Origin of the sequence: Nocardioides sambongensis (assembly GCF_006494815.1) — a bacterium.
Taxonomy (GTDB): domain Bacteria; phylum Actinomycetota; class Actinomycetes; order Propionibacteriales; family Nocardioidaceae; genus Nocardioides; species Nocardioides sambongensis.
Genome location: NZ_CP041091.1, coordinates 1,083,430 through 1,097,366, shown reverse-complemented (window position 1 = coordinate 1,097,366; position 13,937 = coordinate 1,083,430). Strand labels below are relative to the sequence as shown.

General features: G+C 71.8%; 14 protein-coding genes and 1 pseudogene. 3 read left to right on the top strand and 12 right to left on the bottom strand.

The window, feature by feature from the left end:
• The first annotated feature begins 14 nt into the window (after positions 1 to 14).
• Positions 15 to 803: a DUF559 domain-containing protein gene (locus FIV43_RS05110; RefSeq protein ID WP_231123702.1), complete on the top strand. Its 789-nt coding sequence runs from the start codon at positions 15 to 17 to the stop codon at positions 801 to 803.
• Between the two features lie 100 nt (positions 804 to 903).
• Here the strand turns inward: FIV43_RS05110 and FIV43_RS05105 are convergent, their stop codons facing one another.
• The gene (locus FIV43_RS05105) at positions 904 to 1,719 is read right to left on the bottom strand and encodes a TrmH family RNA methyltransferase (RefSeq protein ID WP_141013265.1); all 816 of its coding nucleotides are present in this window, start codon (positions 1,717 to 1,719) and stop codon (positions 904 to 906) included.
• 12 nt (positions 1,720 to 1,731) lie between these two features.
• On the bottom strand, positions 1,732 to 2,958 hold the full coding sequence (gene cobA, locus FIV43_RS05100; RefSeq protein ID WP_231123701.1) for a uroporphyrinogen-III C-methyltransferase: 1,227 nt from the start codon (positions 2,956 to 2,958) through the stop codon (positions 1,732 to 1,734).
• A 71-nt stretch (positions 2,959 to 3,029) separates the two neighbouring features.
• Here cobA and FIV43_RS05095 point away from each other — a divergent pair.
• Together FIV43_RS05095 and FIV43_RS05090 are read left to right on the top strand one after the other, a co-directional pair.
• Positions 3,030 to 3,556 (top strand): annotated as a pseudogene (locus tag FIV43_RS05095) (YbhB/YbcL family Raf kinase inhibitor-like protein).
• Between the two features lie 21 nt (positions 3,557 to 3,577).
• Positions 3,578 to 4,009 (top strand): hypothetical protein, encoded by a 432-nt coding sequence (locus FIV43_RS05090; RefSeq protein ID WP_141013263.1) that lies wholly within the window; start codon positions 3,578 to 3,580, stop codon positions 4,007 to 4,009.
• A 24-nt stretch (positions 4,010 to 4,033) separates the two neighbouring features.
• On the opposite strand, the gene FIV43_RS05085 is transcribed toward FIV43_RS05090, so the two are convergent.
• From FIV43_RS05085 to FIV43_RS05040, 10 genes are all read right to left on the bottom strand, one after another.
• The gene (locus FIV43_RS05085) at positions 4,034 to 4,723 is read right to left on the bottom strand and encodes an FMN reductase (RefSeq protein ID WP_141013262.1); all 690 of its coding nucleotides are present in this window, start codon (positions 4,721 to 4,723) and stop codon (positions 4,034 to 4,036) included.
• Positions 4,720 to 5,865, bottom strand: a complete 1,146-nt coding sequence (locus FIV43_RS05080) for an LLM class flavin-dependent oxidoreductase (RefSeq protein ID WP_141013261.1) — start codon at positions 5,863 to 5,865, stop codon at positions 4,720 to 4,722. Before FIV43_RS05080 ends, FIV43_RS05085 begins: the two co-directional genes overlap by 4 nt.
• 215 nt (positions 5,866 to 6,080) lie before the next feature.
• Positions 6,081 to 6,293 (bottom strand): hypothetical protein, encoded by a 213-nt coding sequence (locus FIV43_RS05075; protein ID WP_141013260.1) that lies wholly within the window; start codon positions 6,291 to 6,293, stop codon positions 6,081 to 6,083.
• Positions 6,290 to 7,579 (bottom strand): ammonium transporter, encoded by a 1,290-nt coding sequence (locus FIV43_RS05070; RefSeq protein WP_141013259.1) that lies wholly within the window; start codon positions 7,577 to 7,579, stop codon positions 6,290 to 6,292. Before FIV43_RS05070 ends, FIV43_RS05075 begins: the two co-directional genes overlap by 4 nt.
• 202 nt (positions 7,580 to 7,781) lie before the next feature.
• Positions 7,782 to 8,441, bottom strand: coding sequence for a helix-turn-helix domain-containing protein (locus FIV43_RS05065; RefSeq protein WP_141013258.1), 660 nt, complete (start codon positions 8,439 to 8,441; stop codon positions 7,782 to 7,784).
• Positions 8,442 to 8,451: 10 nt separating this feature from the next.
• Positions 8,452 to 9,714: an allantoate amidohydrolase gene (locus tag FIV43_RS05060; protein WP_141013257.1), complete on the bottom strand. Its 1,263-nt coding sequence runs from the start codon at positions 9,712 to 9,714 to the stop codon at positions 8,452 to 8,454.
• The gene (locus FIV43_RS05055; RefSeq protein WP_141013256.1) at positions 9,711 to 10,898 is read right to left on the bottom strand and encodes an NAD(P)/FAD-dependent oxidoreductase; all 1,188 of its coding nucleotides are present in this window, start codon (positions 10,896 to 10,898) and stop codon (positions 9,711 to 9,713) included. Before FIV43_RS05055 ends, FIV43_RS05060 begins: the two co-directional genes overlap by 4 nt.
• Complete coding sequence (locus FIV43_RS05050) at positions 10,898 to 12,253, bottom strand: FMN-binding glutamate synthase family protein (protein ID WP_141013255.1); 1,356 nt, start codon at positions 12,251 to 12,253, stop codon at positions 10,898 to 10,900. The genes FIV43_RS05055 and FIV43_RS05050 overlap by 1 nt, the downstream gene beginning before the upstream one ends.
• A gap of 15 nt (positions 12,254 to 12,268) precedes the next feature.
• Positions 12,269 to 12,952, bottom strand: a complete 684-nt coding sequence (locus FIV43_RS05045; protein ID WP_141013254.1) for a GltB/FmdC/FwdC-like GXGXG domain-containing protein — start codon at positions 12,950 to 12,952, stop codon at positions 12,269 to 12,271.
• The gene (locus FIV43_RS05040; RefSeq protein WP_141013253.1) at positions 12,949 to 13,875 is read right to left on the bottom strand and encodes a class II glutamine amidotransferase domain-containing protein; all 927 of its coding nucleotides are present in this window, start codon (positions 13,873 to 13,875) and stop codon (positions 12,949 to 12,951) included. The genes FIV43_RS05045 and FIV43_RS05040 overlap by 4 nt, the downstream gene beginning before the upstream one ends.
• Positions 13,876 to 13,937: the final 62 nt, after the last annotated feature.

Genomic DNA, 13,937 nt, shown 5'->3' with positions numbered 1-13,937 from the left:
TCCGGGGTGTGTACGTGAGCTCCGACGTCGAGGACACCACTGAGGTGCGCGCGGCGGCGCTGGCCCTGCTCGTCCCCGCGCATCAGATCGTCGTGGACCGGACGGCCGCGTGGTTGCACGGCGTCGACACGTTCCCCCGTGCAGAGCTCACGTTCTCCCCACCGCTGGAGACATGCGCACTTCGTGGCAACACCCGAGCCCGGCTGGCCGGCGTGCGCGGTCGCACCCGCGACCTTGCCGCCGGCGACCTGACGAGCATCGCGGGCGTCCGCGCGACCAATCCCGTCCGCACCGCCCTCGACCTGGGGTGTGCGCTCCACCAGCGTGACGCGTACGCCGCCATGAACAGGCTCGCCGGCTCCCACGGATTCGGTGCGGCCGACCTGGCCGTCCACCTCCCGCGCTATGTCGGTCGACGCGGGGTCGTCCAGCTCCGCGCACTGGTGCCACTCGTGGATCCGCGCCCGGAATCGCCTCGGGAGTCGTGGACCCTCCTGGAGCTCCTCGCTGCCGGGTTGCCCAAGCCCGAACTGCAGTACGTCGTGGCCGAGGACGGTCGCTACTACCGCCTCGACTTCGCCTACCCGGCCCAGCGCGTCTGCATCGAGTACGACGGCGCCGAGTTCCACGATCTCACCGACCGTCAGCGCCGGCGGGACGAGGAGCGGCGCGGCTGGCTGCGCAGGCGCGGTTGGACGGTGATCGTCGTACGCAACGGCGACTTCACCGGCGATCGGCTCCCGCGTTGGTTGTCCGAGGTGCGTGCCGCGCTGAGCGAGGGCTACTCCAACCGGCGTTGGTGACCCCTCGCGCCGCCGCGAGTGACCTCTCGCCGGACCCCAGGCGACCTCTCGCCGGGACCCCACTGACCCCTCGGCGGGGCGCGGGGGACCTCTCGGCGGATCAGCGGCGCACGGTCAGGTAGCAGGCCACGGCGGAGGCGGCGGCGACGTTGAGGGAGTCGACGCCGTCGGCCACGGTGCGGGCCATCGGGATGATCGCCCGCCGGTCCGCGGACTGCTCCCAGCGAGCGGAGAGGCCATGCCCCTCCGAGCCGAGCACCAGCGCCACCTTGTCCAGGCCCGCGACCGCCTCCTCGAGCGGTCGGGCGTCGTCGGACAGGGTCAGCGCGACGGTGGTGAACCCCGCGGCAGACAGCTCCGGCAGCGCCTCGTACCAGTCGGGCAGGCGGGTCCAGGGCAGCGCGAAGACGGCGCCCATGGCGACCTTGATCGCCCGCCGGTAGAGCGGGTCGGCGCACCGCGGCGCCAGGAGGGCCGCGTCGAAGCCCAGGCCCGCGGCCGAGCGGAGGATCGCGCCCACGTTGGTGTGGTCGACGATGTCCTCGAGCACCACGACCGAGCGGGCCCCGTCCAGCACCGACGCCACCGAGGGCAGCGGGCGACGCTCCAGCGAGGCCAGCGCGCCGCGGTGGACGTGGAACCCGGTGACCTCCTCGGCCAGCGCCTCGCTCAGCACGTAGCAGGGCGCCTCGGTCCGGCTCAGCACGTCGGCCAGGCCGTCCAGCCACCGGGGCGCCATCAGCAGCGAGCGGACGTCGTACCCGGCCTCGACGGCGCGGCGGACCACCTTCTCCCCCTCGGCGAGGAACAGGCCGTGCTCCGCCTCGAGCGACTTGCGCAGCTGCGTGTCGCGCAGGTCGCGGTAGTCGCCGAGCCTCGGGTCGGCCGGGTCGGTGATCTCGATCAGCTCTGCCACGGCGTCCCGGCCTCAGTCCGCGAAGGCGTCGGGGTGCGCGACCCGGACGACCTCGCCGATCACGATGATGGCGGGAGGACGCACCTGCTCGGAGCCCAGCCGCTCGGCCAGTGTGCCGAGCGTGGCCAGCACCGTTCGCTGGGTGGGCATCGTGCCGTCGCAGATCACCGCGACCGGAGTGCCGCTCGGCCGTCCGCCGGCGACCAGCGCATCGGCGATCGCCGGCGCGTTCTGCACCCCCATCATCACCACGACCGTGCCCTGCATCCGGGCCAGCGCCGCGTAGTCGACAAGTCCCTCGGGGTGTCCCGGTGGAAGATGGCCGGAGACCACGGAGAACTCGTGGGTCACGCCTCGGTGCGTCACCGGGATCCCGGCGATCGCCGGCACCGCGACCGGTGAGGTGAGCCCGGGGATGACCCGCACCGGCACCCCGGCCTCGCGACAGGCGAGGATCTCCTCGTAGCCGCGGCCGAAGACGAAGTTGTCGCCGCCCTTGAACCGGACCACGCGCTTGCCGGCCAGCGCGTGCTCGACGATCGCTCGGTTGATCTCCTCCTGCTGCGCCGACCGCCCGCGCGGCAGCTTGGCGACGTCGAGCAGCTCGACGTCCGCGGGCAGCTCGCCGAGCAGCTCCCGCGGAGCCAGCCGGTCTGCGACCACCACGTCGGCCTCCATCAGCGCCTTGCGCCCCGCGACCGAGATCAGCTCGGGGTCTCCGGGACCTCCGCCGACCAGCGTGACCCCCGGCGTCCGGTCCCGGTGGTGGCGCGCGGCGATGCTGCCGTCGCGCAGTCCGGCCAGGATCTCGTCGCGCACCGAGGCCGAGCGACGCGGATCACGGTTGCCGAGGACCGCCACGGTGACCCCGGCGTGCCGGCCCACCGCCGGTGTCCATGCGGTGCCGAGGGTGGCGTCGTCGGAGCGCACGCAGAAGATCCGCCGCTCGTCGCAGGCGGCCGAGATCTCGTCGTTGACCGCTCGGTCGTCGGTCACCGCGATCACGTACCAGGCCGGTTCGAGGTCCTCGGGCAGGTAGCCGCGCCGGTGCCACCGGATCTCGCCCGAGCCCACCAGCCCCTCGATCGCGGGCGTGACCTCCGGGGACACAACGTGCACGTCGGCGCCGACCGCGATCAGGCCGGGGATGCGGCGCTGGGCCACATGGCCCCCGCCGACGACGAGTACGTGACGGCCGGTCAGTCGCAGGCCCGAGGGGTACGGCGGGAAGTCGCTCACGCCGACCATCCTCCCAAGGCGCGTGGACGACACCGTGGTCCGGGCTCACCCCGCGGACTACGTTGGCACCCATGAGTCTCGAACGACCCGTTGCCCCCGACCCCTACGAGCTCCTCCCCACGGTGCCGGCCTTCACGGTGACCAGCGCCGACGTGACCGACGGCGCACCGCTCAAGGACGACCAGGTGGCTGCCGCCGGCAACACCTCGCCGCAGCTGTCGTGGTCCGATGCTCCGGCCGGCACCAAGTCCTTCACGGTCACCTGCTTCGACCCGGACGCACCCACCCCAGCGGCTTCTGGCACTGGGTGCTGGTCGACCTGCCCGCCGACGTCACCGGCCTCGAGGTGGGCGCGGGCGCCGAGGGCGCGGCGCTGCCCGGGACGGCGTTCATGTGCCGCAACGACGGAGGTCAGCACGCGTTCATGGGGGCCGCGCCGCCGGAGGGCGACCAGGTCCACCGCTACTACTTCGTGGTGCACGCGGTGAAGGAGGAGTCCCTCGGCGTCGATGCCGACGCCTCCCCCGCCGTGGTGTCGTTCAACCTGGCCTTCAAGACCGCCGGACGCGCCGTGCTGCACGGCACCTACCAGCACTGAGCCCGGACCGGAGGAGATCCGATGAGGCGCCTGCTGCGAGTCGCGGTCCTGGTGATCGCCACCGCGCTCGTGGTGGGCGCGGGCGTGGTGGGCGCCCGGATGCTCCTGGAGCAGGCCGACGAAGGGGAGTCGGTGGACGTGTCCGGTCCCCCCGCCGTCGACTGCGCGCCGCAGCCCGACCGTGGTCGGGCCGCGATGGCACGCGACCGGTTCCGGCACCAGCACGTGCAGGGTTCGGGCCAGCGCTGGTTCGAGGGCGCCGCACTGGCCGACGCCCGGACCGGCCGGGACCGGTTGGCCTCCGAGGCGCCGTCCACCGACCCCGGCGCCCTGGTCGGCGACGGCTGGGTGCTCGTGGTCAGCTATGACCCGGAGGCCTCACTGCCGCAGGCGCTGCCGGGCTGCATCGCCTCGACGCCGGTGCTCTACCTGCCGGCGACCGAGCCGTCCTGACCCCGCACCGGTTGAACCTCGGCCCTAGGAGCCGCTGGCCCGCCGCAACAGCTCTTCGAACGGGGTCGGGTCGGCGAATCGGTCCGCCGCCACCCGACGGTCCCCCTCCCGGGCGCCACCCTCGCCCGACTGACGCGTGCGCGGCAGGTGCGCGGGGTCGACCAGCGCCGCCAGCTCACCGGCGGCCCGCCCGATCCGCTTCTCCAGCTCGGCGGAGCCGAAGTCCTCGCTGGCCGCGAACACCCCGGTCGGTACGACGACCGCGTGCAGGTAGGCGAAGAGCGGACGCAGTGCGTGGTCCAGTGCCAGCTGGTGACGCGCCGACCCGGCGGTCGCCGCGATCAGCACCGGCTTCTCGTCGAGGGCGCCGTTCTCCAAGACGTCGAAGAACGTCTTGAACAGTCCGGAGTAGGACGCGGCGAAGACCGGTGTCACGACCACGAGGCCGTCCGCGCCCCGCACCTGGTCCAGCGCGGCACCCAGCGTGGCGTCGGGGAAGCCGGTCAGCAGGTGGTCGGCGAGCGCGTGGGCCAGCGGACGCAGCTCGACGTGCTGGACCACGACCTCGGCGCCCCGGGCGCCGAGCGCCTCGGCGGCCGCCGCCCCCAGCCGGTCGGCGAGCAACCGGGTGGAGGACGGCGTGGAGAGGCCGGCGGAGACGACGACGATGCGTCGGCTCGTGCGGTCGCCGGCGTCGTACGGGAGGGCGGTCATCGCAGCTCGGCCGCCTCGCGGTCGGTGGTGCCGGTCGCGGTGTCCTCGGCGTGCACCGTGGTGTCCCTGGTGCCTCCCGCCGCGGCGACCAGGCTGGCGTGGGTGGGCGCGTCCGGCACGTGCGCGGGGCGTCCCTCGGCGAAGCCCTTGCGCAGCTCGGGCAGGATCTCGCCGAGCAGGTCGAGCTGCTCGAGCACCGTCTTCAGCGGCAGGCCCGCATGGTCGACCAGGAAGAGCTGGCGCTGGTAGTGGCCGGCGTAGTCGCGGAAGGAGAGCGTGCGCTCGAGGACCTGTTGCGGCGAGCCGACGGTGAGCGGGGTCTGCGTGGTGAAGTCCTCCAGGGAGGGGCCGTGGCCGTAGACCGGCGCGTTGTCGAAGTACGGCCGGAACTCGTCCCAGGCGTCCTGGCTGTTGCGGCGCATGAAGAACTGGCCGCCGAGGCCGACGATCGCGGTGTCCGCCGGCCCGTGTCCGTAGTGCTCGAAGCGCTGGCGGTAGAGTTGCACCATCTGCGCGGTGTGCGAGGCGGGCCAGAAGATGTGGTTGTGGAAGAACCCGTCACCGTAGTAGGCCGCCTGCTCGGCGATCTCGGGGCTGCGGATGGACCCGTGCCACACGAACGGCGCGACGCCGTCGAGCGGCCGCGGGGTCGAGGTGTAGCCCTGCAGCGGAGTGCGGAACCGACCCGTCCAGTCCACCACGTCCTCGGTCCACAGCCGGCGCAGGAGCGCGTAGTTCTCGATCGCGAGGTTGATCCCCTCGCGGATGTCCTTGCCGAACCACGGGTAGACGGGGCCGGTGTTCCCACGGCCCATCATCAGGTCGACCCGTCCGTCGGTCAGGTGCTGGATCTTGGCGTAGTCCTCGGCGATCAGCACCGGATCGGTGGTGGTGATCAGGGTGGTCGCCGTGGAGAGGACGATCCGGTCGGTCCTGGCGCCGATGTAGGCCAGGGTCGCGGTCGGGTTGGAGGCGACGAAGGGCGGGTTGTGGTGCTCGCCGGTGGCGAAGACGTCCAGGCCGATGTCCTCGGCCTTCTGCGCGATCGCGACGGTGGCCTTGATCCGCTCGTACTCGGTCGGGGTCCGGCCGGTGGTCGGGTCCGTGGTGACGTCGCCGACGGTGAAGATGCCGATCTGCATGGGGTTCCCTTCCTGCGACGCCGTTCCGATTAGTTGAAACGGCAACTAATGACGGAACGGTGCCGACCCGCGGGGTATTCCCGCTCAGCCGGCCATCGCCGCTCCATCCGATCCGATGGTGTCGCAGGACCCGGGGTGACGCCACGACCCGTCCCCCGTGAGCGGAGGGACGGGTCGTGGTCACCGGTGCCCGAGCCGGATCGATCCGACGTCCGTCAGAAGGCGGACGGCTCTCCTTCGGCGGCCGGTCCCTTCTCGACCGGCTGGTGAGCGACGATCTGGGCGTAGGCATGGTTCTCGTGCAGCACCATCCGCACCAGGAACCCGATGAACATCGCCAGCGCGATGATCACGAAGATCACCGGCAGGGCCGTGCCGGCTCCGGTGAAGACGACGTCCACGCCGTCCCAGCTGTCGATGGGGCTCATCGGTTGACCTCCTCGATGACGACGGTCTCCCGCAGGACGGTGACCGGGATACCTTCCGGATACGGCGTCGCCGGCACCTCGGAGAGGTCCAGGCCGGCGACCTCGACCTCGAGCGGGATGCGCAGCAGGCCCGCGGACTTCAGCGCCAGCGAGATCAGGTAGCCGGGCACGAAGCCGAGCAGCGCCAGCACCACCGCGCCGCCGATCTGGCCGGCGGGGTTGATCGACGGCAGGTCGCCGACGTTCGGGTAGCCCCAGAGCACGAAGCCGGAGACCACCAGCCCGTAGAAGGCGCAGCCACCGTGGACGGTGACCGCACCGACCACGTCGTCGATCCCGAACTTCTCGATGAACTTGCCGATGAACGGGATCAGGGCGCCGCCGACGACGGCGATGATGAACGCGAGTGCCGGGTGGTAGAGGTCCATCCCGGGCGCGACCGAGATGACCCCGGCGAGGCCACCGGAGATGGTCCAGAAGGGCTCACCCTTGGATGCGATGTAGGCGCCCATGATGCCGCCGGACAGCCCCATCAGGGTGCTGAAGGCGATCGCCGACAGGTTGGTCGGGTTGCCGAAGATCGAGAAGTAGCCCTCGTTGGTGTAGACGACGCAGCCCATCAGGAAGCCGAAGAAGCCGACGAAGATCAGCATCAGGCCGAGCATGGTGAGCGGCAGGTTGTGCGGCGGGATCGTGACCGCCTTGCCGTCGACGAAGCGACCGATCCGCGGGCCGAGGTTGATCAGCACGCCCAGGGTGAAGGTCCCGGCGATCAGGTGGACGCAGCCCGCGGCGCCGAAGTCGTGCCACCCCCACTCGGTGAGCATCCAGCCGTTGCCGTGCCAGGCCCAGGCGGCGCCGATGATCCAGACCACCGAGCCGAGCACCGTGGTGAGGATCAGGAACGCGCTGGTGCGGATCCGCTCGAGCACCGCGCCGGACATGATCGACCCGGTGGTGGCGGCGAAGAGCGCGAAGGCACCCCAGAAGATGCCGTTCACCGAGGCGACGTTCGGGCCCGAGTCGTCGGACCAGGGCAGCGCGAGCTCGGCACCGACGGTGTCGAGGGCGTCGACCGGGAACTGCGGGAAGGCGTAGTAGAACCACCATCCGAAGAAGAAGAAGGTGGAGATGACCACCGAGAACGTCAGCAGGTTCTTCATCGCGGAGGCGAGCACGTTCTTCGAACGTGAGGCGCCGACCTCGTAGGCGAGGAAGCCGGCGTGGATGCAGATCATCAGGGCGATCGAGACCCAATAGAACAGGTCGGTGATGACCGCGTTCATCGAGGCGAGAGTTTCCTCCGGTGTCACGAGTGACCTCCATGGAGTCAGGGGTTCGGGCACCGGGCGGCGTTGGCCGGTCGGCCCTGACGCTAGGGAGGCGAGCGACGTCGGGGGTCACCGAGGTGTTACGAGTGGATGAACACTCTCATTGAACGGCGTTCACTGCGAGGACCCAGGCCCAGCTCTGCCGGGAGCCCGTGCCTCAGACGCCGTCGGGGAACGCGACCACGGACAGGAACCGGATCGGCAGGTCGATCAGCCGGACCGGCCCGTGCGGCGCCTCGCCGTCCAGGGTGAGGGAGTCCCCCGGTTCCATCCGGTAGACCGACCGGCCGTGGCCGTAGTCCATCGCGCCCTCGACCATGTGCAGGAACTCGGTGCCGGGGTGCTGGAACAGCGGGTAGACCTCACTGTCCTCGCTCAGGGTGACCATCAGGCACTCCAGGCGCTTGTGCTCTCCGCGCAGTGCGCCCAGGAGCTCATAGGAGTGCCCCTGCTTGGTGCCGCTGCGCGTGATCGAGGCGCCGGCGCCGGCCTTGGTGTGGGCCGCCTCGCGCTCGCTGTCCGCACCCCGGATGAGCGAGGAGACCGGTACGTCGAGTCCGCGCGCCAGCCGGGAGAGGGTGCTCAGGCTGCACGAGGTCTGCGCGTTCTCGATCTTCGACAGCATCGCCTTCGAGATGCCGATCCGCTCCGCGAGCTCGGTCACCGAGAGGTCGTAGCGCGTGCGGAGGGCACGGACGTTCTGCGCGATGGCCGCCTCGAGCTCGAGGTCGTCCGCCTCCGCCCCCTTCGCCCGGTCACGGGCGATGCCGGCGACGTTGCGGATCAGGTCGTCGGGCTGCGAGGAGCGTGGGGACACGGCGTCGAGCCTAGGGCCTGACCACGGGCGCGGCGTGCAGGTCCGCCAGCGCGGCGGCCAGCGCCGCGGCCCCGGCCTCGACGTCGACGTCCTCGGCGTGCTCCTCGGGCGCGTGCGAGATGCCGGTCGGGTTGCGCACGAACAGCATCCCGGTCGGCACGTGCTCCTTCAGCACTCCGGCGTCGTGGCCTGCGCCGGTGGCCAGCACGGGCGCCTGCGGCAGGACGGCGCAGAGCCTGTCGCGCAGCGCCGGATCGAAGTCCACCGTCGGGCTCAGCGACTCCTCGGTCAACCGCACCGTGCAGCCCTCACCCGCCGCGGCGATCTCGGCCGCCACCCGGATCTGCTCCACCAGGGTCGCGGTGATCGTGTCGTCGCGATGACGCGCATCCAGCCACAGGTCCACCCGGGAGGCGATGACGTTGGTGCCGCCGGGCGTGGGCTGGATCCGCCCGACCGTGGCCCGCGCGTCCGGGATCGCCCGAGCCGCCTGCTGGACGGCGACGACCACGCGCGCCGCGGCCACCATCGGGTCGGCGCGGTCGGCCATCAGCGTCGTGCCGGCGTGGTTCCCGGCCCCGGTCACGGTGATCCGCCAGCGTCCGTGGCCGAGGATCGAGGAGCCGACCGCGACCGGCTGACCGAGGTCGACCAGACCCCGCCCCTGCTCGACGTGCAGCTCGACGAACGCGCCGATCCGCCCGAGCGTCTCCGGGTCGGGGCCCACGAGGTCGGGTCGGGCACCGGCCGCGGCGAGGGCTTCGGCGTACGTCGTGCCGTCGGCGTCGGTGAGGCGCAGCGCCCGGGCGGGGTCGATCGCACCGGCCATCAACCGTGAGCCCAGGCAGGCGACACCGAAGCGGGAGCCCTCCTCCTCCGGGAAGACCGCGATCGCGCGGGCCGGTCCGCCCACGCCCCGCGCGGCGAGAAGGTCGAAGGCGACCAGTGCTGAGGCGACCCCCAGCGGGCCGTCGAAGGCCCCACCGCCGGGGACCGAGTCGAGGTGGGAACCGGTGACGATCGCGCCGTCCCGCGACCCGTGCGGAGCGTGCCACGCCCAGAGCACGCCGTTGCGGTCGGTCTCGACCTCCAGCCCGCGCTTGGAGGCGTGCGCCTGGAACCATCCGCGGAGATCGAGCTCGGCGGTGGAGAGCACCGGGCGCGAGTAGCCGCCGCGCTTCGGGTCGCGGCCGATGTCGGCGATCTCGGCCAGCAGGCCGACGACGCTGTCGGTCGAGGCGGTGCCGGTGGCGGTGTCGGCGAGCTCGCTCACCGCATCTCCCCCGCCCCCAGGTACGGGTGCGGGCTGCGCAGCGGGGCACCCTCGGCGAAGCGCTCGAACCGGAAGTCGGAGGCGGGCACGTCCGGGTCCCTCGAGTCCCCCTCCAGCACCAGGTCGGCCACCAGGTCACCGACCGCGGGGCTGATCTTGAAGCCGTGACCGGCGAACCCCGCTGCGAGCACCAGCCCGCGCGGGCCGACCGGTGCGATCACCGGGTTCCAGTCCGGCGGTACGTCGTACACGCCGGCGTAGGTGTGGGTCACCGAGGGATCGGGGAAGCCCGGGAACCGGTGCATCACCTTCTCGGCGTACTTCTCGATGCTCGCCTCCCCGGCGATGTTGGAGTAGTCGTCGGGGTCGACGAACCTGTTCTCGGGCTCGTCGTGGTCGCTGTTGCCCACCAGGAACTGGCCCGAGCCCTCGATCCGGCAGTACTGCAGGCTGACCAGGTCCGAGACGACCGGGAGATCCACGAGCGGGACGCCGGCGTCGACGATCAGCAGCTCCGAGCGGTAGCCCTCGATCGGCAGGTCGATGCCGAGGTCGGCGAGCAGTCGCGCCGACCACCAACCGGAGGCCACGATGACCGTGTCGGCGTCGATCACGTCGCCGGAGTCGAGCTGCACGCCGGTGACGGTGTCCCCGGCGGTGACGATCCGGGCGACCGGCGTGTGCTGACGGACCCGGGCGCCCTTGTCCCGCGCCACCTGGCCGAAGTAGAGCGCGAGCTGGGAGGCGTCGGCGTAGCCGCCGCGCGGCTCGTAGCCGACGCAGGTGACGTCCTCCACGTTCATCATCGGCCACATCGCGCTCAGCCGGTCGACGTCGATGATCTCGGCCTCGATGCCCAGGGCCTGGTGGGTGGCGATGTTGGCGCGCAGCGGAGCCTCGTTCTGCTCCCCGACGATCACCGAGTAGCCGACCTGGCGGAAGCCGACCGTGTCACCGAGCTTCTCGATCAGCGGCAGACTGCGCCAGGCCATCGCCGCGATCGACGGCACGCCGTAGTGCGCCCGGACGATGCCGCTGGACTTGCCGGTGCCGCCACTGGCGAGGCTGTGCCGCTCCAGCACCAGCACGTCGGTGACACCGCGTTCGGCGAGGGCGCGGGCGATCGACAGCCCGATCAGTCCTCCACCGACGATGACGACCCGGCCGGCCGGGGAGTGCTCCATCACAGGCCTCCGGTCCGGCCCGGGATCCAGTCGGTGCCGGCCAGCGGGACGCGGGCCATCGCGGACGCCTCGATGGAGATCGCGACCAGGTCCTCGGGCTCGAGGTGCTGCAGGTGGGCCTTGCCGCAGGCCCGGGCGATGGTCTGTGCCTCCATCGTCATCACCCGCAGGAAGTTGGCCAGGCGGCGACCACCCTCCACGGGGTCGAACCGCTGGGCGAGCTCGGGGTCCTGGGTGGTGATGCCGGCGGGGTCGCGGCCGTCCTGGAAGTCGTCGTAGAAGCCCGCGGCCGAGCCGATCGCCTCGTACTCCGCGGCATAGCGGGGGTCGTTGTCGCCGAGCGCGATCAGCGCGGCGGACCCGATCGCGACGGCGTCGGCCCCCAGCGCCATCGCCTTGGCCACGTCGGCCCCGTTGCGGATGCCGCCGGAGACGATCAGCTGCACCTTCCGGTGCAGCCCGAGCTCCTGGAGGGCCTGCACGGCCTGCGGGATGGCCGCCAGCGTCGGGATGCCCACGTGCTCGATGAAGACGTCCTGGGTGGCGGCGGTGCCGCCCTGCATCCCGTCGACCACCACCACGTCGGCGCCGGAGTGGCAGGCGAGCTTGACGTCGTAGTAGGTGCGGGTCGCGCCGACCTTGACGTAGACCGGCTTCTCCCAGTCGGTGATCTCGCGCAACTCGGCGATCTTGATCGCCAGGTCGTCGGGGCCGGTCCAGTCCGGGTGTCGTGACGCCGACCGCTGGTCGATGCCCTGCGGCAGCGTGCGCATGCCGGCGACGCGCTCGGAGATCTTCTGCCCGAGAAGCATGCCTCCGCCGCCCGGCTTGGCGCCCTGGCCGAGGACGATCTCGATCGCATCCGCCTTGCGCAGGTCGTCGGGGTTCATCCCGTAGCGGCTCGGCAGGTACTGGTAGACGAGGTGCTTGGACTGCCCTCGCTCCTCGGGCGTCATGCCGCCGTCGCCGGTGGTGGTCGACGTACCGACCTCGGAGGCGCCACGGCCGAGGGCCTCCTTGGCGCGGCCGCTGAGGGCGCCGAAGGACATGCCCGCGATGGTCACCGGTGTCGCCAGGTGCAGGGGGTACTTCGCGAACCGGTCGCCGAGCACGACGTCGGTGCCGCACCGTTCCCGGTATCCCTCGAGCGGGTAGCGCGACATCGACGCACCGAGGAACAACAGGTCGTCGAAGTGCGGGAGCGGCCGCTTGGCACCCCATCCGCGGATGTCGTAGATCCCGGTGTCGGCCGCCTTCTGGATGGCGGCGATGGTCGGGCGGTCGAAGGTGGCCGACTCGCGCAGGCCCCAGCTCGCGGCGGACACGGTCGCGTCGGGCGCGGTCTCGTTGCTCATGGTGGTGCGTCCTTCTCAGTACTTGTTCTCGGCGGTGAAGTGGTAGAGCGAACGTGCCGAGCCGTAGCGCGTGTAGGAGTCCAGGTCGTCGTCGGTGTAACCGGCCGCCTTCAGCAGTCCGGCGAGCTCCTCCCGGTGCTCGGCGCGCATCTCCTTGGCGACGCAGTCGGCCCCCAGCGAGGCGACGCGGCCGCGCACGTAGATACGGGTCTCGTAGATCGAGTCCCCCAACCCCTCGCCGGCGTCCCCGCGCACGACCAGCCGCCCGGCCTGGGCCATGAACGCGCTGGAGTGCCCCACGTCGCCACCGACCACGATGTCGGCGCCCTTCATCGAGATCCCGCACCGGGCGGCGGCGTCCCCCTCGACCACCAGCAGGCCGCCGTGCGCGGTCGCGCCCGCGGACTGCGACGCATTGCCGTGGACGACGACCGTGCCGCTCATCATGTTCTCGGCGACACCGGTGCCAGCGTTGCCGTGGATCTCGACCTCGGCCTGCTGATTCATGCCGGCCGCGTAGTAGCCGACGTGTCCGTGGACGTCCACCTTGATCGGGGCGTCGAGGCCGACGGCGACGCTGTGCCCGCCGGCCGGGTGCTCGATGGCGAACTCCCCGGTCAGCCCGGGGGCGTGCAGGGCCTCGTTGACCGCGCGCAGCGGGGTGGTGGACAGGTCGAAGGTGACATCGGGGGTCGTCATGCGTCTGCTCCCTGTACGGCGCCGCCCTCACGGGTCCAGGCGTAGATGACTTCGGGCTCCGGCTCCCAGATCCGTGCCTCGGCGACGCCCGGCAGGTGGGCCAGCGCCCGGTACTCGCTGGCCATGGCGACCCAGTCCTCGGTCTCGGCGATCACGGCCGGCTTGCAGGCGATGGCGTCGCGGACCACGGCGAAGGAGTCGCGGTTGGAGACCAACAGCGTGTAGAAGCCGTCGAAGGTGGCGCAGAGCTCCTTGAGGGCCACCTCGACGTCCTTGCCCTGCGCGAGCTGGTGGGCGACGAACCGGGCACCGACCTCGGTGTCGTTCTCGCTGTCGAACCTCACTCCGGCGGCCCGCAGCTCGCGACGGATGGTGGCATGGTTGGAGAACGACCCGTTGTGCACGAGGCACTGCTCCGGGCCGACCGCGTAGGGATGGGCACCGGCGGCGACCACGGCGGATTCGGTCGCCATCCGGGTGTGGCCAACGCCCTGCCAGCCGCGCGCGCCGCGCAGGTCCCACGCCGCGGCGAGGTCCTGGGGGCGCCCGACGCCCTTGAGCACCGCGAGGTCGGCACCGAAACCGGCCACCAGCGCGTCGGGGGCACAGGACCGGACCGTCGCGAGCAGGCTCTCGCTGTCCACCGGAGCGGTCAGCAACAGGGTCTTCTCGAGCACTCGGGCGCCGACCGGGCAGCCGAGGGCGTCGCTCACCCGCGCCACCAGCTCGTCGGCCCCGTCGGCAGCGTCGAGCAGGGAGACCGCGCCCTGCCCGGGCGGGGTCCAGTCGGGGTCTCCGTAGACGGCGACCCCGGCGGAGTCCGCGCCGCGGTCCTCCATCTCGCACAGCATGCCGGCCAGCAGCTCGCCGAGCCGCGGATGGAGTTCTGGGTTGCGCAGGTGCAGCCCGACGATCCCGCACATGGGGGTTCCTCTCAGTCAGGTGGATCAGGTCAGGTGGGTGGCGCCGGTCGCCGACCGGCGGG